This is a genomic window from Blautia sp. MCC283, from assembly GCF_018785565.1.
Classification (GTDB): domain Bacteria; phylum Bacillota; class Clostridia; order Lachnospirales; family Lachnospiraceae; genus Blautia_A.
The window spans coordinates 35371-59025 of sequence record NZ_WQQB01000008.1 but is presented as its reverse complement, the minus strand read 5'-3'; the positions used below and the strand labels follow the sequence as shown (position 1 = coordinate 59025).

The 23655-nt window shown below is 45.4% G+C and carries 23 protein-coding genes; 8 read left to right on the top strand and 15 right to left on the bottom strand.

The features are described 5' to 3' along the window. Positions 1 to 36 precede the first annotated feature (36 nt). Positions 37 to 1002 (bottom strand): beta-ketoacyl-ACP synthase III, encoded by a 966-nt coding sequence (locus GPK81_RS02410; RefSeq protein ID WP_119248005.1) that lies wholly within the window; start codon positions 1000 to 1002, stop codon positions 37 to 39. A 377-nt stretch (positions 1003 to 1379) separates the two neighbouring features. Between GPK81_RS02410 and GPK81_RS02405 the strand changes: the two genes are divergently transcribed. Beyond that, positions 1380 to 2093: a YczE/YyaS/YitT family protein gene (locus GPK81_RS02405; RefSeq protein WP_178004730.1), complete on the top strand. Its 714-nt coding sequence runs from the start codon at positions 1380 to 1382 to the stop codon at positions 2091 to 2093. Between the two features lie 30 nt (positions 2094 to 2123). On the opposite strand, the gene GPK81_RS02400 is transcribed toward GPK81_RS02405, so the two are convergent. From GPK81_RS02400 to GPK81_RS02385, 4 genes are all read right to left on the bottom strand, one after another. After that, positions 2124 to 2396: a DUF1294 domain-containing protein gene (locus GPK81_RS02400; protein ID WP_021977152.1), complete on the bottom strand. Its 273-nt coding sequence runs from the start codon at positions 2394 to 2396 to the stop codon at positions 2124 to 2126. A 56-nt stretch (positions 2397 to 2452) separates the two neighbouring features. Continuing rightward, entirely contained in the window at positions 2453 to 3019 is a 567-nt protein-coding gene (locus GPK81_RS02395; protein ID WP_021977151.1) for a class I SAM-dependent methyltransferase, read from the bottom strand. 22 nt (positions 3020 to 3041) lie between these two features. After that, positions 3042 to 3533, bottom strand: coding sequence for a GNAT family N-acetyltransferase (locus GPK81_RS02390; protein ID WP_021977150.1), 492 nt, complete (start codon positions 3531 to 3533; stop codon positions 3042 to 3044). 95 nt (positions 3534 to 3628) lie between these two features. Beyond that, on the bottom strand, positions 3629 to 4264 hold the full coding sequence (locus GPK81_RS02385) for a Crp/Fnr family transcriptional regulator (RefSeq protein ID WP_021977149.1): 636 nt from the start codon (positions 4262 to 4264) through the stop codon (positions 3629 to 3631). A 216-nt stretch (positions 4265 to 4480) separates the two neighbouring features. Between GPK81_RS02385 and GPK81_RS02380 the strand changes: the two genes are divergently transcribed. Further along, a complete protein-coding gene (locus GPK81_RS02380; protein ID WP_021977148.1) occupies positions 4481 to 6274 on the top strand; it encodes a flavin reductase in 1794 nt (597 codons plus the stop codon). Between the two features lie 174 nt (positions 6275 to 6448). On the opposite strand, the gene GPK81_RS02375 is transcribed toward GPK81_RS02380, so the two are convergent. Continuing rightward, entirely contained in the window at positions 6449 to 7579 is a 1131-nt protein-coding gene (locus GPK81_RS02375; RefSeq protein ID WP_119248003.1) for a glycerate kinase family protein, read from the bottom strand. A gap of 397 nt (positions 7580 to 7976) precedes the next feature. Between GPK81_RS02375 and GPK81_RS02370 the strand changes: the two genes are divergently transcribed. Further along, positions 7977 to 9218 (top strand): CdaR family transcriptional regulator, encoded by a 1242-nt coding sequence (locus GPK81_RS02370; protein ID WP_021977146.1) that lies wholly within the window; start codon positions 7977 to 7979, stop codon positions 9216 to 9218. 11 nt (positions 9219 to 9229) lie between these two features. Here GPK81_RS02370 and GPK81_RS02365 read toward each other — a convergent pair whose 3' ends face one another. Together GPK81_RS02365 and GPK81_RS02360 are read right to left on the bottom strand one after the other, a co-directional pair. Continuing rightward, positions 9230 to 9925, bottom strand: coding sequence for a YjjG family noncanonical pyrimidine nucleotidase (locus GPK81_RS02365; RefSeq protein ID WP_215706472.1), 696 nt, complete (start codon positions 9923 to 9925; stop codon positions 9230 to 9232). Positions 9926 to 9929: 4 nt separating this feature from the next. Further along, entirely contained in the window at positions 9930 to 10202 is a 273-nt protein-coding gene (locus GPK81_RS02360) for an acylphosphatase (protein WP_021977144.1), read from the bottom strand. 247 nt (positions 10203 to 10449) lie between these two features. On the opposite strand from GPK81_RS02360, the gene GPK81_RS02355 reads away from it, so the two are divergent. Next, positions 10450 to 10968 carry a nitroreductase gene (locus GPK81_RS02355; protein ID WP_021977143.1) on the top strand — a complete coding sequence of 173 codons (519 nt, stop codon included), beginning with the start codon at positions 10450 to 10452 and terminating at the stop codon, positions 10966 to 10968. An 88-nt stretch (positions 10969 to 11056) separates the two neighbouring features. Here GPK81_RS02355 and GPK81_RS02350 read toward each other — a convergent pair whose 3' ends face one another. Then, on the bottom strand, positions 11057 to 11968 hold the full coding sequence (locus GPK81_RS02350) for a LysR family transcriptional regulator (RefSeq protein ID WP_118062322.1): 912 nt from the start codon (positions 11966 to 11968) through the stop codon (positions 11057 to 11059). A 61-nt stretch (positions 11969 to 12029) separates the two neighbouring features. Then, on the bottom strand, positions 12030 to 12983 hold the full coding sequence (locus tag GPK81_RS02345) for a hypothetical protein (RefSeq protein WP_021977141.1): 954 nt from the start codon (positions 12981 to 12983) through the stop codon (positions 12030 to 12032). A gap of 370 nt (positions 12984 to 13353) precedes the next feature. Here GPK81_RS02345 and GPK81_RS02340 point away from each other — a divergent pair, with 370 nt between their 5' ends. Beyond that, positions 13354 to 14445 carry a DnaJ C-terminal domain-containing protein gene (locus GPK81_RS02340; protein ID WP_118062321.1) on the top strand — a complete coding sequence of 364 codons (1092 nt, stop codon included), beginning with the start codon at positions 13354 to 13356 and terminating at the stop codon, positions 14443 to 14445. Between the two features lie 114 nt (positions 14446 to 14559). On the opposite strand, the gene GPK81_RS02335 is transcribed toward GPK81_RS02340, so the two are convergent. The 3 genes from GPK81_RS02335 to GPK81_RS02325 form a co-directional block, all read right to left on the bottom strand. After that, on the bottom strand, positions 14560 to 15651 hold the full coding sequence (locus GPK81_RS02335; protein ID WP_215706471.1) for a PTS transporter subunit IIC: 1092 nt from the start codon (positions 15649 to 15651) through the stop codon (positions 14560 to 14562). A gap of 49 nt (positions 15652 to 15700) precedes the next feature. Next, positions 15701 to 16825: an aldo/keto reductase gene (locus GPK81_RS02330; protein ID WP_215706470.1), complete on the bottom strand. Its 1125-nt coding sequence runs from the start codon at positions 16823 to 16825 to the stop codon at positions 15701 to 15703. Between the two features lie 354 nt (positions 16826 to 17179). Next, on the bottom strand, positions 17180 to 17815 hold the full coding sequence (locus GPK81_RS02325; RefSeq protein WP_215706469.1) for a YczE/YyaS/YitT family protein: 636 nt from the start codon (positions 17813 to 17815) through the stop codon (positions 17180 to 17182). Positions 17816 to 17868: 53 nt separating this feature from the next. Between GPK81_RS02325 and GPK81_RS02320 the strand changes: the two genes are divergently transcribed. Further along, positions 17869 to 18738, top strand: a complete 870-nt coding sequence (locus GPK81_RS02320) for an AraC family transcriptional regulator (RefSeq protein WP_174087726.1) — start codon at positions 17869 to 17871, stop codon at positions 18736 to 18738. A gap of 15 nt (positions 18739 to 18753) precedes the next feature. Here the strand turns inward: GPK81_RS02320 and GPK81_RS02315 are convergent, their stop codons facing one another. Continuing rightward, positions 18754 to 20385 (bottom strand): glycoside hydrolase family 36 protein, encoded by a 1632-nt coding sequence (locus GPK81_RS02315; protein WP_252196578.1) that lies wholly within the window; start codon positions 20383 to 20385, stop codon positions 18754 to 18756. 613 nt (positions 20386 to 20998) lie between these two features. Here GPK81_RS02315 and GPK81_RS02310 point away from each other — a divergent pair. Together GPK81_RS02310 and GPK81_RS02305 are read left to right on the top strand one after the other, a co-directional pair. Further along, positions 20999 to 21451, top strand: coding sequence for an Hsp20/alpha crystallin family protein (locus GPK81_RS02310; RefSeq protein WP_021977134.1), 453 nt, complete (start codon positions 20999 to 21001; stop codon positions 21449 to 21451). A 308-nt stretch (positions 21452 to 21759) separates the two neighbouring features. Continuing rightward, a complete protein-coding gene (locus GPK81_RS02305; RefSeq protein WP_021977133.1) occupies positions 21760 to 22404 on the top strand; it encodes a phosphoribosyltransferase in 645 nt (214 codons plus the stop codon). A gap of 142 nt (positions 22405 to 22546) precedes the next feature. Here GPK81_RS02305 and GPK81_RS02300 read toward each other — a convergent pair whose 3' ends face one another. Next, complete coding sequence (locus GPK81_RS02300; RefSeq protein WP_215706467.1) at positions 22547 to 23560, bottom strand: hypothetical protein; 1014 nt, start codon at positions 23558 to 23560, stop codon at positions 22547 to 22549. Positions 23561 to 23655: the final 95 nt, after the last annotated feature.

Sequence of the window (23655 nt, the reverse complement as noted above, 5' to 3'; positions counted from 1 at the left end):
TTAACAGTCCGTTAATCGGGACTTTGATTTTCTCATTTAATACTCAATCAAACTCGCTCCATACGTCAGTCCGCCGCCGAATCCTGCAAGGACCAGTTTATCACCTCTCTGCAGTTCTCCGCTTCTCTTCACCTCATCCAGAAGGATCAGAAGGCTTGCGGAAGACGTATTTCCATATCTGTCCATGTTCATGGGAAACCTGGAAATGTCTTCGCCCAGCCGCCTTGCCGCAGAACGGATGATCCGCTCGTTTGCCTGGTGGAGAAGATAATAGCGGATATCCCCACAGGGAACCTGCTCTCTGGAAAGAAGCTCCTTCACCGCTTCCGGTACTTTGGATACCGCAAAGGTAAACACTTCTTTTCCATTCATCTGTATGTAGGTTTCCTTTGCTTTGGGATTATTTTCGTAACAGATCTGATTTCTGCTCTGCAAGGTAAGTGCCCCGCCTTTTTTTCCAATGGAATGGGTTACCTGTGCATATTTGCCACCCTCTTCTGCTTTCAGCACAACTGCTCCTGCGCCGTCCCCGAAAAGGATGCAGGTACCACGGTCCGTCCAGTCCGTTAAACCGGACAGTTTTTCTGCACCGATCACAAGGGCACTCCGGTAAATTCCCTGGGCCAGGTATGCCTGCGCTGTGTTCAGTGCCAGAAGAGATCCCGTACAGGCTCCATTCAGATCAAAGCAGGTAGCATTTTCCGCTCCGATCTGCTCCTGTACACCACATGCCACACAGGGCATGATCTCTGTAGGAGAGATCGTTGCTACAATAATCAGGTCGATTTCTTCCGCCTTCATACCTGCATCTTCCAGCGCCTTCTGCGCTGCCCGGGCTGCCATTGTCACGGTATCCTCGTTTTCTTTTGCAATATGTCTCTGTACCACGCCGGTTCTCTCACGGATCCACGCATCGCTGGTTTCCACCATTCTGGCAAGATCGTTGTTATCCCACACTTTATCCGGGACCCAGGAACCTGTTCCACATATTTTACCTGTCATCTTTTTCTCCATGATATCTGTCTTACATCAGCCTGTAAAAGATCTCATCCGGTGAACATTGCTTTTATGCTTTTCTGCAATGGCCTCCTGGCTGGATTAATCTATACTGCTGCTCTCTGATTTATCTTTTATCTTAAAATATTTTGATTATCAAATTATATCATCATAAAAGTATTTGTCAAGAAGGAAATTTCTTATAAAAATCGTGGATATCCTGTCAGATGGGACTATGGTTTGGTATGAATGGAATTTTGTGCTATGATTGTTATAATGCAAAATCAGAAGTAAAAGCCTGCTCTTATCGTGCAGACATGAACAACTTTTAACCTCTTTGCATCTGATATCTTATATTTTGCTGAAAGAGAGTGTGATAAGAAATGAAAAAGAACTTGTTCCTTCGGATCGTCTTCTACGTTGCCGGTCTTCTGATCCTGGCGCTGGGGATCATCCTGAACACCAAATCGGGCCTGGGTGTCTCCCCGATCATTTCTGTGGCCTACAGCATCGCCACCATTGGAGGATTTAATTTTGGTAATATTACCTTCCTTTTATATTCCGCATTTGTTGTAGTTGAGATTGTTTTACATATCTTCCGAAACCACAGATATTCCGGGGAAGCAGGCGGTGCCATTGCTCCGGCAGCACACCGGGATCTGAAGCTGGTGCTTGTAATGGACCTTCTTCAGCTGCCTTTAAGCCTTGTGTTTACACGTTTTATGAATCTGTTTTCCGCACTGCTTCCGACACCCTCTGACAATATGCCATCCAGACTTCTGGTCCTTGCCGCCGGAATCATCCTTACCGGGATTGGTGCCGCCATGTCTCTGAACATGCGTATCATCCCCAACCCGGGAGACGGAATCGTACAGGCCATTTCCGACTGTATCGGGAAATCTGTTGGGTTCACCAAGAACTGTTTCGACCTCTTTAATATCTGCCTTACCACTTCCATTGGCCTGCTCTTCGCTCATAAGCTGATCGGCATCGGCCTTGGAACTGTGATCGCTGTACTTGGCGTAGGCCGTGTTATCGCGGTCTTCAATCGCCTTTTTATGAAAAAAATGACAGCTGCCGCAGGCGTGGAGTATTGATCTCCACTGCCATACGGCAGCTGTTTTATTTTACTTCATCGCCCACTGCACCAGGCACATTGCACCGATCTGCACCAACAGTATTACCGGTACACCAATCGCAAATTTGGCTTTGCGGGTTTTGTGGTGAAAAAAACGCATGCCCAGGATAGCTCCAACGCTGCCACCGATGACAGCACTCAGGATCAGGGTTTTCTCCGGAATCCGCCAGGCATTACGCCGGGCTTTCTGCTTGTCGGCTCCGAAAAGTACAAAAGCCAGGATATTCACTGCAAGCAGATAATAATATATGTAATCGTTCATGATATCTCCCTCCGAGCTCTGTGTCCTATATTTCGGACAGTAGCAGATTCTTGTATTCACTGCAGTTTAATGATCAGCACCGGTATGGGCGGATTATTTGGCCGGTTTACATATTCCGACTGGATCACCAGATACTTATGAGGATCCAGCTGACGGATAAATGAAAGCATCGCATCCCGTTCCTGAAATCCGGTATCCCCACCGCTGTAAATACAAATCGTCATAAGGCCGCCTTTTTTCAGAAGCGTAAGGCCGCTTTCCACTGCTCTTTTGCTGCTGTCCGCTCTGGTTGCCACAGAATGGTCTCCCCCTGGAAGATATCCCAGATTAAAGGTGATACAGGATACGGTTTCTGCTTCTGCATAGGCTGCCATGTTCTCATGGGAATCCAGGAACAGCTGATAATTCTCCGGACAGTCATCCTTTTTCAGGCGTTCTTCTGTGTGTTCCAATGCCTGTTTTTGAATGTCAAATGCCAGAACACGTCCATTTTCTCCCGCAAGTCTGCTCAACAATACAGTGTCGTTACCATTTCCCATCGTTGCATCAATACAAATGTCTCCCGGCATGACCTGCTGCCGGATAAAATGTTGCGTGTATGCGGTGATCTGAAGATTTTTCATACCAAAATCCTTTCAAGATTTTTTACAGTTCATGATAATACGGGCAGATATCCTCATAATGTCCGTCCTTCATACGGAAGCCCTTCGGGATCACCCCAAGCTGTGTAAATCCAAGTCTCTCATAAAGATGTCTTGCATGGACATTACATGCCACAACCGCATTAAACTGTAGAACACCAAAACCGTGCTCTTTTCCCTGGATCAGACAGTCGGATACCAGTTTTTCTCCGATATGAAGTCCTCTGGAATCTCTGCTTACCGCATAGCTGGCATTGCAGATATGTCCACATCTTCCGATATTATTCGGATGAAGGATATAAAGGCCGTAAACTTTTCCGCTCTCCTCATCCACTGCAGCCGCTGTATAGGTCTGCTCCGCAAAGAATGCCTTTCCGGTTTCCTCATTCAGATATTCTTCCTGTGGAAAAGCCACGCCATCTTCCACCACTTCATTCCAGATCCGGATCAGATCCGGAAGATCTTTTTCCTCGTATTTTCTTACTGTAATATTCATAATTATCTCCTCTCCGGTCAGGATCCGGGACTCTTCCAAAAACCATGACCCGGTTTTATCTCTGTAAAGCATACATTCTCAGTCAACCCGCCCGTTTATCGTAATTCCACATTCCGGCCGTCTCTTTTGATCACACCCTCATCAGACAGGTTTTTGATCTCACGCATCATGGCGCTTCGGTCCACACTTAAATACTGGGCCAGTGCGGTATAGGACATGGGCAGTTTAAACTTCCCGGTATTTTTCTCCGCAGCCAGGGAATGCAGATAAGCCATCAGCTTCTTCCTGGTGGAAGATCTGGAAAGCATATAGATCCGGTCCGTCTGCTGTCTGGAGTGAAGGGCCGTCATCTGCAGAAGATTGCTGACCATCTGGCTGTGATGATGACAGGCATTTTCACAGCGTTTGATCACATGCTCATAATCAATGAACATCACCCTCGTCTCCGTGGCAGCGCACACATAATAATGCTGGGAATCCGACGGAAGCAAAAACGGTTCACCAAATACACTGTCCTTATTCAGTTCATCGATGACATACTCATTTCCATCTTCATCACAGCAGTAAAGCACCGCCCGTCCCTCCTGGATCAGCCCGATCTTTTTCATAGAACTGGAATATTCCATAATGGTTTCTCCATTCTGAAAAACAGCCTCCCGGACTTTGAAACAGACACGCATTCTTTCCTGTTCTTCGGGCAAAATATCCGTAAATAAAGTAATGTGCTCCATGTTTTTCCTCCCCTCCTCACCAGCCAGATGAACCGTACATGTTTCTGATTTTATACCAGCACAGAAAAAATGTAAAGTCTGGAAAATTTCCCCTGTTTTGTTGTATTTGCAACAGTTTTTGTCAGTAAAATCTGTTATATTTTTATCAAAGTTAAGGAACAAACAAAACACAGTCACATAAATAAATCCACCATAGAAAGAAAAGAGGAATTGCTCATGAAAATCACAGATACTATCAAATATGTAGGCGTTAATGATCATCAGGTTGACCTTTTTGAAGGCCAGTACAAAGTGCCAAACGGCATGTCCTATAACTCCTATGTGATCCTGGACGAAAAAGTTGCAGTTATGGATACCGTAGATGCCAATTTTACCCACGAATGGCTGGATAATATTCAGCAGGTTCTGGGTGACCGGAAACCGGATTATCTGATCGTACAGCATATGGAACCGGACCACGCAGCCAACATCGCCAACTTCATGAAAGTTTATCCGGACACCACCGTTGTCTCCAACAAAAAAGCCTTCGCCATGATGCAGAATTTCTTTGACCTGGATCTGGAAGGCCAGCAGGTTATCGTAGATAATGGTGGAACTCTTTCTCTTGGAAAGCACAACCTGACTTTTGTATTTGCGCCGATGGTTCACTGGCCGGAAGTTATGGTTACTTATGACAGCACAGAAAAGGTTCTTTTCTCCGCAGACGGTTTCGGAAAATTCGGTGCCCTGGATGTGGAAGAACCATGGGACGATGAGGCAAGAAGATACTTTATCGGTATCGTTGGAAAATATGGCGTACAGGTGCAGAACCTTCTGAAAGTAGCCGCAACTCTGGATATCCAGACCATCTGCCCGCTTCACGGACCGGTTCTTACTGAAGATCTGGGACATTATATCAGTCTTTATGATACCTGGTCTTCCTACACACCAGAGGATGACGGAATCGTGATCGCCTACACTTCCGTATACGGTCACACCAAAGCGGCGGTTCAGCAGCTGGCTGACAAATTCCGCAGCAAAGGATGTCCAAACGTTGTTGTCTATGACCTTGCAAGAGATGACATGTCTCAGGCACTGAGCGACGCTTTCCGCTACTCCAAACTGGTTCTGGCAACCACCACATACAACGCAAGCATCTATCCGTTTATGAACGACTTTATCACCCGTCTGGTAGAACACAACTTCCAGAACCGTACCGTAGGTCTGATTGAAAACGGAACCTGGGCACCGCTGGCAGCAAAAGTCATGAAAGAGATGCTCTCCAAGTGCAAAAAGATCAACTGGCTGAATACCACCGTTAAGATCATGTCCGCAGTAAACGAAGAAAACCGCAAACAGATGGAATCCATGGCTGATGAACTCTGCCAGGAATACATTGCAAAAAGCGATGATCTTGCCAACAAGAGTGATATGACCGCTCTGTTCCGCATCGGTTACGGCCTCTATGTGGTAACTTCCAACGATGGCAAAAAGGACAACGGCCTGATCGTCAACACCGTTACACAGCTTACTGACAATCCATACCGCGTAGCTGTCAACATCAACAAGGCCAACTACTCTCACCACGTGATCCAGCAGACCGGTATCATGAACGTAAACTGTCTGTCTATAGAAGCTCCGTTCTCTGTTTTTGAACAGTTCGGATTCCAGTCCGGCAGAAGCACCGATAAATTTGCAGGCCAGAAAGTGAACCACTCTGACAATGGACTGGTATTCCTGGACAAATATATCAATGCTTTCATGTCTCTGAAAGTGGAAAATTACGTAGATCTTGGTACTCACGGAATGTTCATCTGCAGCGTCACAGAGGCCCGTGTCATGAACGATCAGGAGACCATGACTTACACCTACTATCAGAAACATGTAAAACCACAGCCACAGACTGAAGGCAAAAAAGGCTGGGTATGCAAAGTCTGCGGATATATCTATGAAGGCGATGAACTTCCGGAAGATATCATCTGCCCACTGTGCAAACATGGCGCTGTGGATTTTGAACCTATCGAAGGATAAGATAAAAATCCCGATCAACTGATCTTATCCGGTTACAACTCCCTTGTTTTTACAAATTATAAACCATCAAAAAAAGACAGACATTCATGGCCTGTCTTTTTTTGCGTTATCATCTGATATCTTTTCAGCATCTTTTATCTGACGGATTTTTGTGCTTTGCAGATCGGCTTTCTCTTATTTCATCAGTCTGATAACCTGCTCTGCGGTATCTGCCAGATTCCGTTTTGCGTTCTCACTTTTCATGGCCTCCTCCAGAGTTACCACTCCACGGAGGATCGGGAAAAATGCATCGATTCCCGCATCGTTGCAGGCTCTTGCGTCACGCTGTACGGCGCCCGCAAAAGCGATCACTTTTTTGCCATATTTCTTTGCAAGTTTTGCAACACCTACCGGAGCTTTTCCCATGGCTGTCTGTCCATCCATGCGTCCCTCACCTGTGATCACAAGATCCGCGTCTTTGATGTAGTCCTCAAGTTTTGTCTCATCCAGTACGATGTTGATTCCGGATTCCAGAACTGCATCGGTAAATGTAAGAAACGCAAATCCCATTCCACCGGCTGCTCCTGTTCCCGGATACTTTGGATCTGCTTTTGGAAAACGCTCTTTTGCAAGCTCTGCATAAGCGCCCAGCCACTGATCCATATCCTGGATCATCTCAGGTGTGGCTCCTTTTTGCGGTCCGTAGATGGCACTGCATCCAAGCTCTCCGCAAAGAGGATTGGTTACATCGCAGGCAACACGGAATTTACATTCTGCAAGCTCCGGAATTACATAGGCATCTGTGATCTCTGTGATATCTTTCAGTCCTCTTGCGCCTGGAAGAACCTGTTTTCCATCTTTGTCCAGAAATGCATAGCCAAGTGCCTGAAGCATTCCCACACCACCGTCATTGGTGGCACTTCCGCCGATACCCACGATAAATCTGCGGCAGCCTTTTTCGATGGCATCTTTGATCACCTCACCGACGCCGTAGGTTGTAGTATAAAGAGGATTTCTTTTTTCGTCCGGAACCTGTGTGATTCCTGCTGCACCGGCCATCTCGATCACTGCGGTCTTTGTACTTTCAATAATGCCGTACTCACAGATCACCGGCTCTCCAAGAGGACCTGTAACTTTTACATGCTCTGTTTTTCCATTCATTCCCGCAACAAGAGCTTCTACTGTTCCCTCTCCGCCATCTGCCAGAGGTCTTACAAGAACCTCAGCCTCTGCGTCTACACAATGGATGCCTTCTGCTGCTGCAAACCCTGCCTCCATGGATGTCATGCTGCCTTTAAAAGAATCGATTGCTGTTACTACCTTCATTGTATTTTCCTCCTGTGAAAATTTTTATATAAATCAAATATCCTCGTTTACAGTTCGGGTGAACCTGCTTTTGTTTTTAATCATAATAAAATTAAGCCTGTATGTATATATTATATATACTATATTTTTAAATAATTTTTATATTTTATTGTTATAAATAACATATTCAAATTGAAGCTATAAACCATATATGATATACTGACCCAAAGAAAGCACAGTCAAAAGGATATTCGCAATCCGCTTCGCTACGTAGCTCTACACCAAATAACTGCTCCGCAGTTTATCAGGAGGAGCTTGCACTCCTCCTGATACAAGCAAGTCCCCACCCACTGCTTATTGCTTTTCGCAACCCCGCAGGGGACTTACTTGATTTGGTTAACTTTTCCAGGAGGATTCCATGATCACACACATCAGCCACACGCTCGCCCAGCAGATCGTCAACACGATCAAGGACGTCTGCAGTTATGATATCAACTTCATCAATCCGTCCGGCACCATTATTGCCAGCACCAACGCTGCCCGGATCGGAGCTTTTCATGAGATTGGACGGAAGGCAGCTGTAACCGGTACTACCATCGAAGTGGCTGAATCTGACAATTTTACAGGAACCCGACAGGGGATCAACATGCCTCTTTATCATGAAGACCGTCTTCTGGCTGTGATCGGGATCACCGGTTCCCCGGAAAAAGTACGCAAGTACGCCTTTCTGGCACAGCGTATCACCAGCCTTCTGATCCGTGAACAGGAACTTGGCCAGTACAGCCGGCATCAGGCGGACAAAAAACAGTTTGTCATCAGTTCCCTGCTCCACGGAGACACCCAGAATCCGGAATATCTTCTGAAATGTCTGAGGGAATTTCAGATCGATCCGGATACACCCAAGCGACTGATATTGCTCCATACGTATCCGGCTGCTTCCAGTCAAAATCTCTCCGTAAAGATTGACCACAGAATTTTGGAATCCCAGGAAACTCCTGCTTCCCGGACAGATACCGAAAATCCAAATCTCTCACGGGAATCTTCTCTCCAGGCAGAAACTCATGACTCAGATTCCGGCATTGGGTCTGTTCTTTCAGAACATCAGATCCAGAATTTTTTCAAGACCATCGGGATCATGCTGTACACCTTCCGCTATCCCGGAGATTATCTCGCTGTTACAGACAGTTCCGGTTTTTCTGCTCTTTCCGGAACACTTCGTGATTTTGCGAAAAAGCATGCTGGCACTCTGGCCGTTGCTGTTGGCCGGTCCGTACCACTGTATCAGCTTGGTCTTTCCCTGACTACTGCGGAAACTGCCCTGCGAAACCTTAACTTTCACCGGCCTCTTACTGACCATGTCTGTGCAGAAAATTATGCCGTTTTCGATGATCTCACTCTGGAAATCGTTCTCTCTTCTGTGTCTCCGGATGACCGTGAAGAATTTTCCGGAAAAACCATTCATCAGCTGTCTCTGGATGAAAAGGAACTTCTGCGAACTTATTTTTCCCTGGAAATGTCTCTGGCTGATACCGCAGAGAAACTTTTTCTCCACAAAAATACTCTTCAATATAAATTAAACCACATTTATAAAAAATGTGGTCTCAATCCCCGGAAATTCCGGGACGCTGTTCTGTTGTATCTGGCGCTGGAGCTGGAATAAAAGGCCCATTTTTACAGAAGGTCTTTCAGTTCCTCCAGCCGCTTTATCACATGATCTGCTTTATGCGTTCTTCTCACATTTTCCAGTTCCGACTCTTCCATCTTCTCCCGGCAAAACCAGCAGGTCTCCATCCCTGCTGCCTGTCCGCCTGCGATATCAGCAGTCAGGGAATCCCCTATAATCATACATTCCTCTGCCCTGATTCCCGGAAGCTGTTCCAGACATCGTTCAAAAAAACGTACATCCGGCTTGTCGACACCGATCTTCTCAGATACAAAACAATGATCGAAATCTTTCAGCATATCGGCTTTTTTCAGCCTGCAGATCTGCTGCTCATAAGGGCCGTTACTGGCCGTGCACAGAATATATTTTCCCTGTAAATGATCAAGGATCTCCTTTGCCCCTTCCATAGGAACCGCGCTGTAAAACAGACATTTCCGGAACAGCATCTCCATAGCTACGCCATCTGCCTCAAGCCCAAGCTTCTTAAGAATCGCCTGCCAGCGCACATAGGGAAGATCATCCATGGTCAGGATTCCCTGTTCGATCTTTTTCCAGATCCGGTCATTCTCCTCTTTAAAAACCGAAAACATCTCCGGCTTATAGATGAGGCCTGCATCTTCAAAACAATGGGCCATGCCTTCCTGTGCCGCCGCATCAAAATCCAGCAACGTATTATCAATATCCATAAAAACAGCTCTGATCATTTCACTATCCTTTCACATGAAATCCAAACTCATCCTCAAGGGGGATCTCTTTCGATTCAATACCCTCGATCTCCACAAAACTCTGCTGAGAAAGGCGCTCTACCATCTCCCGGATCTCCTCTCTGGTTCCCTGCACTTCCATCTCCACACGATCATCCCAGAGATTTTTTACCCAGCCGGTCAGCCCCATGGACTGTGCAATATAATAAGAGCGGTAACGAAATCCCACTCCCTGTACTCTTCCTGAAAAATAAAAATGTTTTCGTATCTTCTCCATCTGGCACCTCGTATCTTCTGTCTCAACTATTCCGTCTCTGTATCTCCACCCAAAATTCTCCTGCCCACCGCAGGAATATCTTATCCCGATTATATAATAATTCTTTATAAGTTGTAAAGTTATATCCTTCTATCTATTGGAAACCATAAACATTTGCGTTATAATAATTTCTATCAGGATAAAAAGAAAACTGCTTTCTTTTGCAGGAAATATTTTCAACAGAATTTAGCATCAGGAGGTAATCATTATGAACGAAAGCATCAAAAACATGCTGGAGCGCAGAAGTATCCGCGCCTACAAAAAAGACCTTGTTCCACAGGAAACTCTGGATATGATCCTGGAAGCCGGAGAATATTCACCAAGTGGCATGGGACAGCAGAGTACCCTTATGGTAGTAACACAGAATCCGGAACTGGTTGCAAAACTTTCCAAAATGAACGCAGCTGTTATGGGCAGTACCTCAGATCCGTTCTACGGTGCCCCAACTGTGATCATCGTCTTCTCCGACAGCAAAATGGGCACCTGCGTGGAAAACGGAAGCCTTGTGATGGGAAATCTCATGAATGCCGCACATGCTCTTGACGTAGATTCCTGCTGGATCCACCGTGCAAAAGAAGTTTTTGATTCCGAAGAGGGAAAAGAACTGAAGAAACAATGGGGAGTTCCGGATGAATATATCGGTGTCGGCCACTGTGTTCTGGGATACCGCGACTGCGAGTATCCGGCTGCAAAACCTCGTAAAGAGGGCTTTGTGATCCGCGTTTGATCGTCTGAATATGTACAAAAAATCTGACAGATCTGCATTTTACACATCGCCGTGTATTATGCAGAAATCTGTCAGATTTTATTTTCTCTTATTTCAGCGCCTTATCTTTATATCTGGAAATCTCCTCGAGATATTTTTTCCCAAGAGCACTGATGTTAACACCTTTTCTTGCGATATACCCGATGGTCATGATCTCATCGGAATCCAGCTTAACCGCACAGTAATCGGAACCGTTCAGATCTTCACAGATAATACCGGAACACAAGGTATATCCGCCCAGACCTACCATCAGGTTCAGCATCGTGGCCCTGTCATCGGCCTTGATCAGCCGTTTATACTCATATGTGCTCAAAACCTCCTCCGCAAAATAAAAGGAGTTATTTCCTCCCTGTTCAAAAGACAGACAGGGGTATTCCTTCAATTCTTCCAGTGTGATCTTCTCGCGTTTCGCCAGGGGATGGCCTTTCCACATATAAACGTAGATCCTGCAGTTGAGAAGTTCGTGAAACTCCAATCCATACTCGTGAAACATTTTTGTAAGTACTTTGCGGTTAAAATCATTCACATAGAGGATCCCGATCTCACTTTTAAAGTTCCGCACATCCTCGATCACCTGATGTGTCTTGGTCTCATGGACTGCAAATTCGTACTCATCCATGCCAAACTGTTTTACCAGCTCCACAAAGGCATTGACCGCGAAAGTATAATGCTGCATGGAAACACTGAATTTTTTTCGGGACTGTTCTTTGGAGATATATTTGGCTTCCATCAGTTCGTACTGTTCTACTACCTGCCTTGCATACCCCAGGAATTCTTCACCCGCCGGTGTCACGGCAATTCCACGGTTTGTTCTTCTGAAGATCTCAACCCCGGTTTCTGCCTCCAGTTCCCGGATCGCCGTGGAAAGACTTGGCTGGGAAATATAAAGGCTTTTGGCTGCCTCGTTCATAGATCCGGCTTTTGCAATTGCTATGGTATATCTGAGCTGTGCCAGAGTCATCTGTTTGCCTCCCTGTACTTTATATCAGGCGGACATTTCTGATCCGCCTGGTGTAAAACATTTATTTAAGATAATTTTTATCTACATATCCTTCTTTTCCAAGTTTCGGAACAAACACATACCAGTAGGTACTGTCTTCTTTTTCAATGAGCTCAACCGTATCTCCGGTATTTAACTGGCCAATCTCATTATTTTTATCATAAGCTTTTTCACTTCGAAGTGCCAGATAGCCTTTGTCTACTTTAACAGTCATAGACTGGATCGCCGTTCCGGCTCCTCCAAGAAGATATTCCTTATCAACATAACCAGTTTTATCAAGCTTCGGTACATATACATACCAGTAATGTTCATCGGCTGTATCTTTTACCTGTACGGTATCCCCGGTATTTAACTGGCCAATTTCATTACTGTCATTATAGGCAGCCTGATTTCTGAGTGCCAGATAACCTTTTTCTATTTTTACGGTCCACAGTCCGCTGTTATAAATATACCGATTATCTACGTAACCGGATTTATCAAGCTTCGGCACATATACATACCAGTAGGTTGAATCACTGCTGTCCTTTACAAGCACCATATCTCCGGTATTCAGACGCCCAATCTCGTTACTGTCATTATATGCAGCAGTGTTTCGAAGTGCCAGATAGCCACTCTTTACTTTCACAGTCCAGGAATCATTGGATGCAGCGGTACTCTCTGCTACCTGGATATAATTTTTGTCCAGATATCCGGATCTATCCAATCTTGGAACATATGCATACCAGTAGGTTGGGTCCTTCCGGTCTGTAACTTCCACCAGATCTCCAGTGTTCAACTGACCAATTTCATTACTTTTGTCAAAAGCCTTCTCACTCCTGAGAGCCAGATAGCCGTCAGAGACTTTAACTTTAAAGGTAGTTCCTGCTGCTGCCTTCGCCTCCCGGGCTGTTGCCGGAATAGCTGCTGCAAACATAACAGCCAGAATAGTCAGGCATTTCACTGCCTTTCTCCTGGACAGAAGAGTTCTTTTTTTCATATTTTACGCCTCCTTTTCTTTTTTGTGTCGTTCTTTGTTCTGCGGTTCTGTCTGCTTTTTATTTTATGGACCACCGCCGGAATTTATGGCAATATTATATCATATTTTGTGCTGACATCTGTAAGAATCATATCTCTCATTACAGTCCAAAATGGTCTTTCCACAGTGCAGGTATTGACACTTTTAATTAGTAGTGTTATATTACATGTAGAACAGGATAAAAGTAATACCCCCGGGAATCTTCCCGGGGAATTTTGTACGCATATGTTCGATATATGGCACTCCGGAAAGTCTATTCCTTAAGAAGGATATTACTCACCTGGAATGCTGCAGACTATAATCTATAATTATATAAGGGAAGGTGAATACCATGGCAGTAAAAAGAGATTATTACGATGTTCTGGGCATTGACCGGAACGCAGATGAGAAAACAATAAAAAAAGCATACCGTAAACTGGCAAAAAAATATCACCCGGATACCAACGCCGGTAATCCGGATGCCGCAGATAAATTTAAGGAAGTAAATGAAGCCTATGACGTTCTTGGAGATCCCAAGAAGAAAAAAATGTATGATCAGTTTGGTCACGCTGCTTTTGAGGCGGGCGCTGATCCGGGAGCCGGTGCAGGTGCCGGTGGATTCGGCGGATTCCAGAGTGGTGGCAATGGCAGCTATCAGGAATTTCACTTTAATGGTGAAAACATGGATGATATCTTTGGTGATATCTTTGGAAATATGTTCCACGGCGGTCACAGCACAGGCCATGGCTTTGGCGGAAACAGCACTTATGAGCACTTCACCGGTAACGGTGGCGGATTCCACGGCGGCTTTGGAGGAAGCGGATTTCACAGTGGCGGCGGCTTTGGCGGATTCCATCAGCAGGATTTCCCTCAGAAAGGCTCCGATGTGAAGGCCAGCATCAACGTTACCTTCGATGAGGCCGCTTTTGGTGCAGATAAAAGGATTTCTCTGTCCAGCCCGGACGGAAGCTCCGGTGCACCGCAGACATTACAGGTTCACATTCCGGCAGGTATCGATACCGGCAAGAGTATCCGTCTGAAAGGAAAAGGCATGCCTGGAACCGGTGGCGGAGAACCTGGTGACCTGCTTCTGAAGGTTACCGTAGGAACCCGTCCTGGATATGAACGAAAGGGCTCCGATGTTTACACTACCATTTCCATCCCGTACACAACAGCTGTTTTCGGCGGTGAAGCTACTGTTCCAACACTTTATGGAAATGTTATCTGCAAGATCCGTGAAGGCATGCAGTCCGGCTCCAAGATCCGTCTCAGAGGAAAAGGCATCGTTTCCATGAAGAACCCGTCCGTCCGTGGTGATCAGTATGTAACCATCCAGATCCAGGTTCCACAGAATCTGAATTATACCGCGAAGGAGAAACTTCATGAATATGCGAAGGCATGTGGACTGGAACGGAGTAATGCCACTGGGTCACATGTAGCGTAAATAGTGAATATCGGTTAAATAAAAAAAGTATCACAGATCTCATCTTTATCAGGGAGTTTCTGTGATACTCTTTTTTTGATTTTACAAGGTAATCTGATATAAATTACTCTTCATTTATGACAATGTCATATCTCCGTCTTTTACCCATCCAAGTTTACGTACAAACATATTGATGAGCGGGCAGAGAACTGCCGGAAGAATGAAGGAGATCAGGAAAAGTCCCGCCCAGTCCATAGCTGTGACAGCTGTCTTGGTTCCTGCCGCAATGTCATTCATCCATCCTGTATACACACCGATCTGTCCCACAAAACCGCAGGTACCCATTCCTGAGGATACTGCTGTTCCGTTCATCTGAAGCTTGAACAGACAGGTAGCGATCGGACCTGTGATGGCAGAGGTTACGATGGGTGCGATCCAGATCCTCGGATTTCTGACGATATTTCCCATCTGGAGCATGGATGTTCCGATTCCCTGAGAAACCAGGCCGCCCCATTTGTTTTCTTTAAAGGACATAACCGCAAAACCTACCATCTGTGCACAGCAGCCTGCTACTGCGGCACCGCCTGCCAGTCCGGTAAGTCCCAGAGCCGCACAGATCGCAGCGGAAGAAATCGGCAGTGTCAGTGCGATTCCCACAAATACGGAAACCAGGATTCCCATAAAGAACGGCTGCAGGTCCGTTGCCCACATAATTACGCTTCCCACTTTCATGGCCGCTTTTCCAAGGGCAGGTGCCCACCATGCGGAAAGGCCTACGCCCACACCGATGGTTACAAGAGGAGTTACAAGGATATCGATCTTTGTCTCCTTGGAAACTGCCTTACCGATCTCAGCCGCAACAATTGCAACAAACAGTACAGCCAGAGGGCCACCTGCTCCGCCAAGTGCATTGGAGGCAAAACCAACAGTGATCAGTGAAAACAGTACCAGCGGCGGGCAATGCAATGCGTAACCGATAGCTACTGCCATGGCAGGTCCGCTCATGGCAGAGGCCAGAGAACCTACCGTGTACTGGGTGTCATTGACTGTGGCAACTGCCATAGTCAGAAACGGAATGTGGAATTGTGTGCCAAGGGTGTTGATGATCGTACCGATCAGCAGGGAACAGAAAAGTCCCTGCGCCATGGCGCCCAGTGCATCGATACCGTATCTCTTCAGGGAGATCTCGATATCCTTCCGTTTCAGAAATGCTTTGAATTTTTCCATTTTAAAACTCTCTCCTTACCCTGATCCGTTTCCCGTCGGATCAGTTCTTTTATTTGCAAAAAGTCTCGCTGACTTTCTCCAGTTCCTCACGGATAGAGATATGCTGCGGACAGACTTCCTCGCACTGTCCACATTTTACACATTCGTCTGCGCGCTTTCTGCCACGGACTCCTACCAGCCATTCTTCCTGATGCGCTGCGGCAGCTTTGTTTCCGTACAGTGTCAGGTAATTCATCGCTGTGAAAGAACCGGAGATTCCGATTTCCATCGGGCATACTTTTGCACAGTAATTGCAGGTTGTACATGGGATCAGAGGAATTTTGCTCATCGCCTCTCTTGCCTTGTCCAGAGTTTCCTTCTCGCTTTCCGTAAGACCGTTAAAGTCCTTCATAAAGGAAAGGTTGTCTTCCATCTGCGCGATGTTGCTCATTCCGGAAAGTACGGTGATCACGCCCTCCAGGTTTGCCGCAAAACGGATCGCCCAGGATGCTGTGGATGCTTCCGGCTCTGCTGCCTTTAAGATCTTTTCTACAGATTCCGGAGGCGTTGCAAGCATACCGCCTTTTACAGGCTCCATGATCACTACCGGTTTGCCGTGTTTTCTGGCAACTTCGTAGCAGGCTTTTGACTGGATTGCCGGATTTTCCCAGTCTGCATAGTTGATCTGCAGCTGTACAAACTCCATCTCAGGATGTGCGGTAAGGATTGCTTCCAGTTCTTCCGGTGTGGAATGGAAAGAAAATCCTGCATGTTTGATCAGTCCGGCCTCTTTCTGCTCACAGATCCAGTCCCATAAACCGTACTCATCGAAATATTTTGTTCTGTGTTCTCCAAGATTGTGGAGAAGATAGAAATCGAAATATCCGGCTTTTGTTCTCTCCAGAGATGTTTTAAACTGTGCAAGAGCTTCGTCTCTTGTCTTGCAGTTGATCCAGGCTGCCATCTTGGTTGCAAGCTGATATTTTTCTCTCGGGTAACGCTCTACCAGAGCTTCGCGGATAGCATCTTCACTTCCTGCATAAGCCCACGCAGTGTCAAAGTAAGTAAATCCGGCTTCCATAAATTTGTCTACCATGACTTTGGTCTGCTCCACATCGATCACACCTTCGGATTTCTGCGGAAGTCTCATGAGACCAAAACCAAGTTTTTTAATTTCTTCGCCTAAATATGCCATATTTTTTCTCCCTTCTTATTACATCCCGGAAAATTCTCCATATCAATATCATCAGATAAGCAATATTTCCGACACGGATATCTCCCGGACTGTTATATTTTTACTGCAGGAAAAAAACCTACGTTTCTCCTATTATAACGGTATTTCTCCCGGTGGTAAACCTTTTTCTTTTACAAGTGTCAAGACAATGCCTTAATTGTGTCTGGCCAACTGGTCCGATCTTCCCCTCGCAGATAAAGATTTTTCCGGTCAGGCAGATATTTGCAGGCTACATTCACTGCGGAGTTTTATACAAAAAAACAGGCACAAAAAAACAGCTGCCGCACGTTTATCGCACGACAACTGCCTTTTGTTTTACTGCTTCCGTATCTGTTTCTTCTCTTTTCCATAAAGAAACGGCCTTGCCACTGTCCGGTTGAAAAACTCGATCAGTGGGCCCATAAAAAATGCGGTAACAAGAGTTCCGGCCCCAACAACCGCCCCCATAAAAAATCCGGCCGCAGTTGTGATCACATCCGTCCCGATCCTGCACATCCGGAAAGGAATCCGGGTCCTTTTATCCAGAATCAGTGCATAGGCATCATAGGCGGAAACTCCCATATCTGCTGTAAAATACAGCGCCGACGCAAAACACATCATTACAACAGCGATGCACATCAGAATCACTCTTATTCCAAATGTCCTCTCCGGCAAATACCTGTCAAAAAGCTGCATTCCTTTTTCCACGATAATTCCCATAAAAAACAGATTCAGCACAGTTCCAAGTCCGATAAAATGCCGGTCCAGAAAAAACACTCCCAGCAGCATCAGTGCATTGATGGCAATATAAACATAACTGTATTTTATTCCTGCTAGATTCCACACACCCATGACAAAACAGGAATTGGGATCTGTCCCAAAATCGGATGCCTTGAAAATGGCCACACTGACACCCGCCAGAAAGATTCCGGCAAATGTCATGAGGATTCTTTTTACTGTTAATGAATTCATCTTTCTTCTTTACACCCCTGATCAAATGTTTTAAACTGATATTATCTATAATCATGCATCGAAAGGAGGAAACTCCCATAGAAAACAAACAGGTCCTGAACCGCCAGACCTCATCAAAAGAACTTCATCTTATTTCCTGCGGCTGGGAAAAATGTACACCGGAACAGTCCTACGGCCCTGGTGTCCGGCGATATTACACCATCCATTTTGTGCTGAGCGGACAGGGATATTTCTATATGAACAACCGGAAATATACCTTGAAAGCCGGACAGTGCTTTTTCATTCCTCCTGTGAACAGCTCTCTCTACAAAGCAGAGCCTTCTGATCCCTGGACTTATATCTGGATCTGTTTCAATGGAGAAAATGCTCCCATACTTTGTGAACACTGTCATCTTACTGAAGAAACTCCGGTCCAGCAGCTAAATTCGGTTCTTCCCTATCAGGAAACCATTCTTGAAATGATGACCCATCCACAGCTGACACCTTCCAGCGAAGCTTATATCCAGAGCGGTCTTTACCGGATCATCGCCATGCTGGAGGAAGAATTTCACGCTTCCTACACGACCATGGAATCCAACGAAAATTTTTATATCACACAGGCTGTTGATTACATCAAAAAAAGTCCGCTTCAGGATATTACTGTGACCGATGTTGCTGACTATCTGCATATCAGCCGCAGTCACCTTTACGGACTTTTTAAAAAACATCTTGGAACCACGCCCCAGGCTTTCCTGACTTCAGCCAAGATCATCAATGCCCGGGAACTTCTGACGATCACGGATATCCCTGTATCCAGCGTGGCGATCTCCTGCGGATATCAGAATCCTTTTGCCTTTTCCCGCGCCTTCAAAAAAGAAACCGGCATGACGCCCCGGGAATACCGGGAAAAATATCATCATGCCGAGGATCTTCTGGATTGCTGAATCACTTCTTCGGATTTACGGAACAACTACCTTTGCATTGTAATATTCTACTGTCGCATCCATGGTCGGACCTTCGTTATCATACCAGTCGTACGTGATGGTCTCGCCGTTTTCTCCCCATACTTCCGGGCAGTCGATCTCCTCCCAGTCAAGCGGAACAAAATGCTCTTTCTGTTCTGATGCCCGCAGCATGATCTGATGAAGCTCCTCAAATTCTTCCGGGTTCAGAACTCCAGGTTTTGCGGATACAAACAGTGGTGTGCCGCTCTTTGCAAGAACGTCTGCCCACTGACGGTTTTTATCCCACGGGATCATTCCGAAAATACCTACACAGTCTGCATCAATATGATAAAAAGCATTGTGCTGTGGGAGACGGAATGCCAGTGTATTTACACCCATTCTTCTGGTACGCTCCCAGATACGTCCGCTGGTATCATCACCGGTCCGGTTCAGATGCATCAGACCTGCGCCAAGGTGTCCGATAGTATTGCAGCCGATGATCACTGCGTTATTACTGCGGGAAGCACCGTAAACTTCCTGATAAAGCATTTTTACAATTTCTGCACTGGTTTTGGTCTGGTCGTAGAAATGCCATTTCTCCATGGAATTATCTCTTAAATTTGCCTCAAATCCCCATTTTCCAAAAAGATCAAAAGTTGAAAAATCATGTTTGATCAGAGTGTATCCCCAGTCGCAGATCCGTTCGATATCTCTTCGGATATATGCCAGTGCGTCCGGATGGGACGGGTCGAGACAGTCATTATAGGAAATCCTCCACTCATCCGGGATGTTCTCATCCTCATTAAGAAGCAGACGTACCCAGATTCCCGGGCGGACACCTTTTTCTTTCAGCTTGTCTGCAAGGCCTTTCATATCCGGGAACTTGGCGTTACCTTTTGTCCATGGTCCTCCGTTGTATTCGTCCAGGCGGTGATGCTCCTGCCAGCAGTCATCAATAACCATGAATGGAGGATTTTTTACCCCTTCAGTCAGTTTCAGGATGTAATCGGTATCACTTAAGATCTCCTCTTCAGAGCTGTCGCCGTAAGCATAGTACCAGTTGTTGCTTCCATATACCGGGAACTCCGGGAAAATCGGATCTGTACACATTTTTTTACAGAATTCCTGTGCAGTCTCAAAAGTATCTGCTCCTTCTGATTCCATGCAGACGATCTGTGCGGCATGCAGCTTTCTTCCTTTCAACTGTACTCCTGTATTACCGCAGCGAACATCCAGAAATAATGTGATTCCCTTTGTATCTGCCTGCCAGCAGCACATAGCGGAAGGGCGGACCTTTACACCAAAGCAGAGGACTTTCTCAGAAAGCTTCGCCAAAAAATACCATGGCAGATAACGATTACCGCTCATTCCATGCCATTCCACATCACCATAGGTACGTTCCCAGGCATCTCCCAGGAATCTGGCGGATTTTGGGATCTTGTAATTCCATCTCAGTTTTACACATCTCACTGCATCCTCTGAGGTGACAAATATATCCTCATGTTCACCTGCATCCTGAAATTCCACGGTAGTCGCACCGGCCGTTACTGTCGGCTGTCCTCCCTGGCATACCAGTCTCTCATCTTCTGTCTCCACAGTTACATAATCCGGTACACCCAGTTTAAAATCTGCATATTTTTTCTTCATTTCTTTCTCCTCCTGCATTTTTCCAACTATTCAGCACATCCTTTTATTGTCAGTCCAATCCAAAATGACATAGTCAAGCGGATATTCGCAATCCGCTTTGCTACGTAGCTCTACACCAAATAACTGCTCCGCAGTTTATCAGGAGGAGCTTGCACTCCTCCTGATACAAGCAAGTCCCCACCCACTGCTTATTGCTTTTCGCAACCCCGCAGGGGACTTACTTGATTTGGTTAAAATTTTTCTTCAACGCATGTCATCTATATGCCTTATTATATTGATTTTTTTTCTTTTTTCTATGCTTTAAAGTTTCTATAACATTGCAGAATGTTCAATCCGTGTCTTTGATATGACTAAGGGTGGAAGTTACTTTTTCATTTTACCGTTCACAAATTCTTCACAAAAAATTAGCACTCAAGGCTTGACAGTGCTAATAATACGTGTTATAGTACATACAGAACAAAGGAAGAGAGAAAAAAAGAAGAGCTTCCGGATGTTCCAGATAACTAAGACATCACCACAGCGGAATAAACCGCAATGGTAAGACCGACAACAGCTGGATCCCCTTGATCCGATCCGCCGGAACGGCGTTTCAATTTGAAAGGAGAAATGACTTATGATGTTCCCGAGTGTATTTGGAGAAAACTTATTTGATGACTGGATGGATGATTTTGGTTTCAGAGATAACTTCTTTGGCGGCAAGAATCCTCTTTATGGCAAACATGCCAAAAATATTATGAAAACTGATGTACGTGAGACTGATAAAGGCTATGAACTGGATGTAGATCTTCCTGGATTTAAGAAAGATGAAGTTCAGGTACAGCTGAAAGATGGTTATCTTACTATCTCCGCTGCCAAAGGCCTTGATAAAGATGAGGAAGATAAAAAAGGCAATTATATCCGCCGTGAGCGTTATGCAGGCAGCACAAGCAGAAGCTTCTATGTTGGTAATGGCGTAAAGAACGAAGATGTTCATGCTAAATTCGAGAATGGTGTTCTGAGACTTTCCGTTCCGAAAAAAGCAGCCGAAGAAATCGAAGCTGACAAATATGTATCTATTGAAGGATAACAATGACTCACTTTCACAGGAGGAGGGGAATCCACAGTGATTCCCCTCCTCCTCTTTTTATACATAACACCAGCCACTCGCATTCCACTTCGCTGCATTCTCATTGTCAAAAAATTCATAATATCGGGCATTTTTTAACAAAGTTATTAGTATTTCAGAATATTTTTTTGTATATTTTGCAGTACATTATTCCATTTTTTTGAAGTTAATGGTATAATATGCACATTAACTAAATCTGTTTCGCAATCTTTCAGGACAATACTCCTGAACAGCCACGTAAAACACGATCATGACAGGAGGTTTTTATTATGGATCAGGACAAAATGATTAAAATCTATGCACGTAGTGACAGCCGCATTCAGCTGAAAATGATTCCGGGACATTTCGTAACTTCTCAGTCTCATATCACGCATTATCTGGACCTCACCACCATGAAATCCAGATGCGCTGAAGCGCAACGTATCGCAGCCACTCTCGCAACAAATTATGAAGCATCCATTCCGGTAGACACCATCGTCTGCATGGACGGACTTGAAGTGATCGGTGCCTATCTCGCTGAAGAACTGACCAAAGCCGGTGTACTTTCCATGAACGCTCACCAGACCATTTACGTCATCACACCGGAATTCAACAGCACCGGACAGATGATCTTCCGCGACAACTATGAGCCGATGATCAATGGTAAAAACATCCTCATCCTCAACGGTTCCATTACCACCGGTTCCACACTGAACCGTGCCATCGAAAGCATTCTCTATTACGGTGGCAAGATTCGCGGTGTCGCAGCCATCTACAGCAGCGTAGACAGCGTAGCCACCCTCCCTGTCCACTCTATTTTCCAGGCCAGAGACATCCCGGACTACCACTCCTACCGCTCCGATAACTGCCCACTGTGCAAAAGCCGTCAAAAGATCGATGCCATTGTCAGCAGCTATGGATATTCTGTATTATAAGTTTAACCAAATCAAGTAAGTCCCCTGCGGGGTTGCGAATATCCGCTTGACCCGAATCTGCAAACAAAGAGGAAGCCATATATTAACCAATGCTTCATAGATAACATCGATATCCCTATGGCTTCCTCTTTATGATTTCTGCTTATAATTGATATTCTCTGTACATGGCTTCACGCATTTCTTTATCCGTAACAACCTTCTGAATCTCATCACCCCGGCCATCAAGGATAAGCCTGTTGATCAGAACACTAAGACGCTCCTCACCCTGGGCCATTCCTTGGGTCATTCCTTGGGCCATTCCTTGAGCCATTCCTTGAGCCATTCCTTGAGCCATTCCTTGAGCCATTCCTCGTTCTAATCCCAATGCTTCAGCCTGTTCTTTAGCTTCCGCAAGCAATCTTGCCCTTTTCTCAGATTCCAGTTCCAGAACATGTCCGCCCATAACCTCACCTATTCCTTTCCGGACTTTCTCCTCGTTTCTGAAAATATAATCAGATATCCGAGTGATCAGTCCAATCAGATCACTGAACAGTTCAGACCTTCCAGCTTCAGTAATCTCCACTTCCAGTTTACTCCGGATCACCTCATATTCATTCAGCAATTCCTGAAAAAGTTGCGGATCCTCACTCATCTCATGCCCTCTTTTCTCATATCTCATGATATAAAAAGGAAGCAGCATGAGAAGACTCTTCTCAAATATCTTATCTTTTGTATAATTATCAACTTTAATCGTGGGCACTCTGTACAAATGACATTCTCCATCCGGAAAAACCACATCCACTTCCAGAAAATCCGGCGTATTGCTACCACTTCTCAGATACAACACACAAGAACGTGGAAACTCCATCCGATACCTCCGTCCCTGCTTCCTTGCAAATTCAACAGCAGTTGCAAAATCATACTCAATCATCCGTACAGCCATCGTCGTGTCATCCGTACTCTGACATTCTATGTGATAAATCTTATTTCCGATCAACAACCGCGAATCCGTAATAATCTCACCATCCACCCGCTGATACTCATTACGCAACTGCACAATCTCCACATCAGCCGGATACGACGTATGAAAAACATCATTGATCAAAGGCACGACCAGAAACGTCATCTTCTCCATCATAGTACGAAAAACATCATCAAAAATCGTATTATCACTCAAACAATACTCCTTCTGGTATCTATAATTATACCATCAAACAAACACTGCAGAAACCCTGTATACAGTTTTTATAAATATTTTTGAAAAAACGCTTC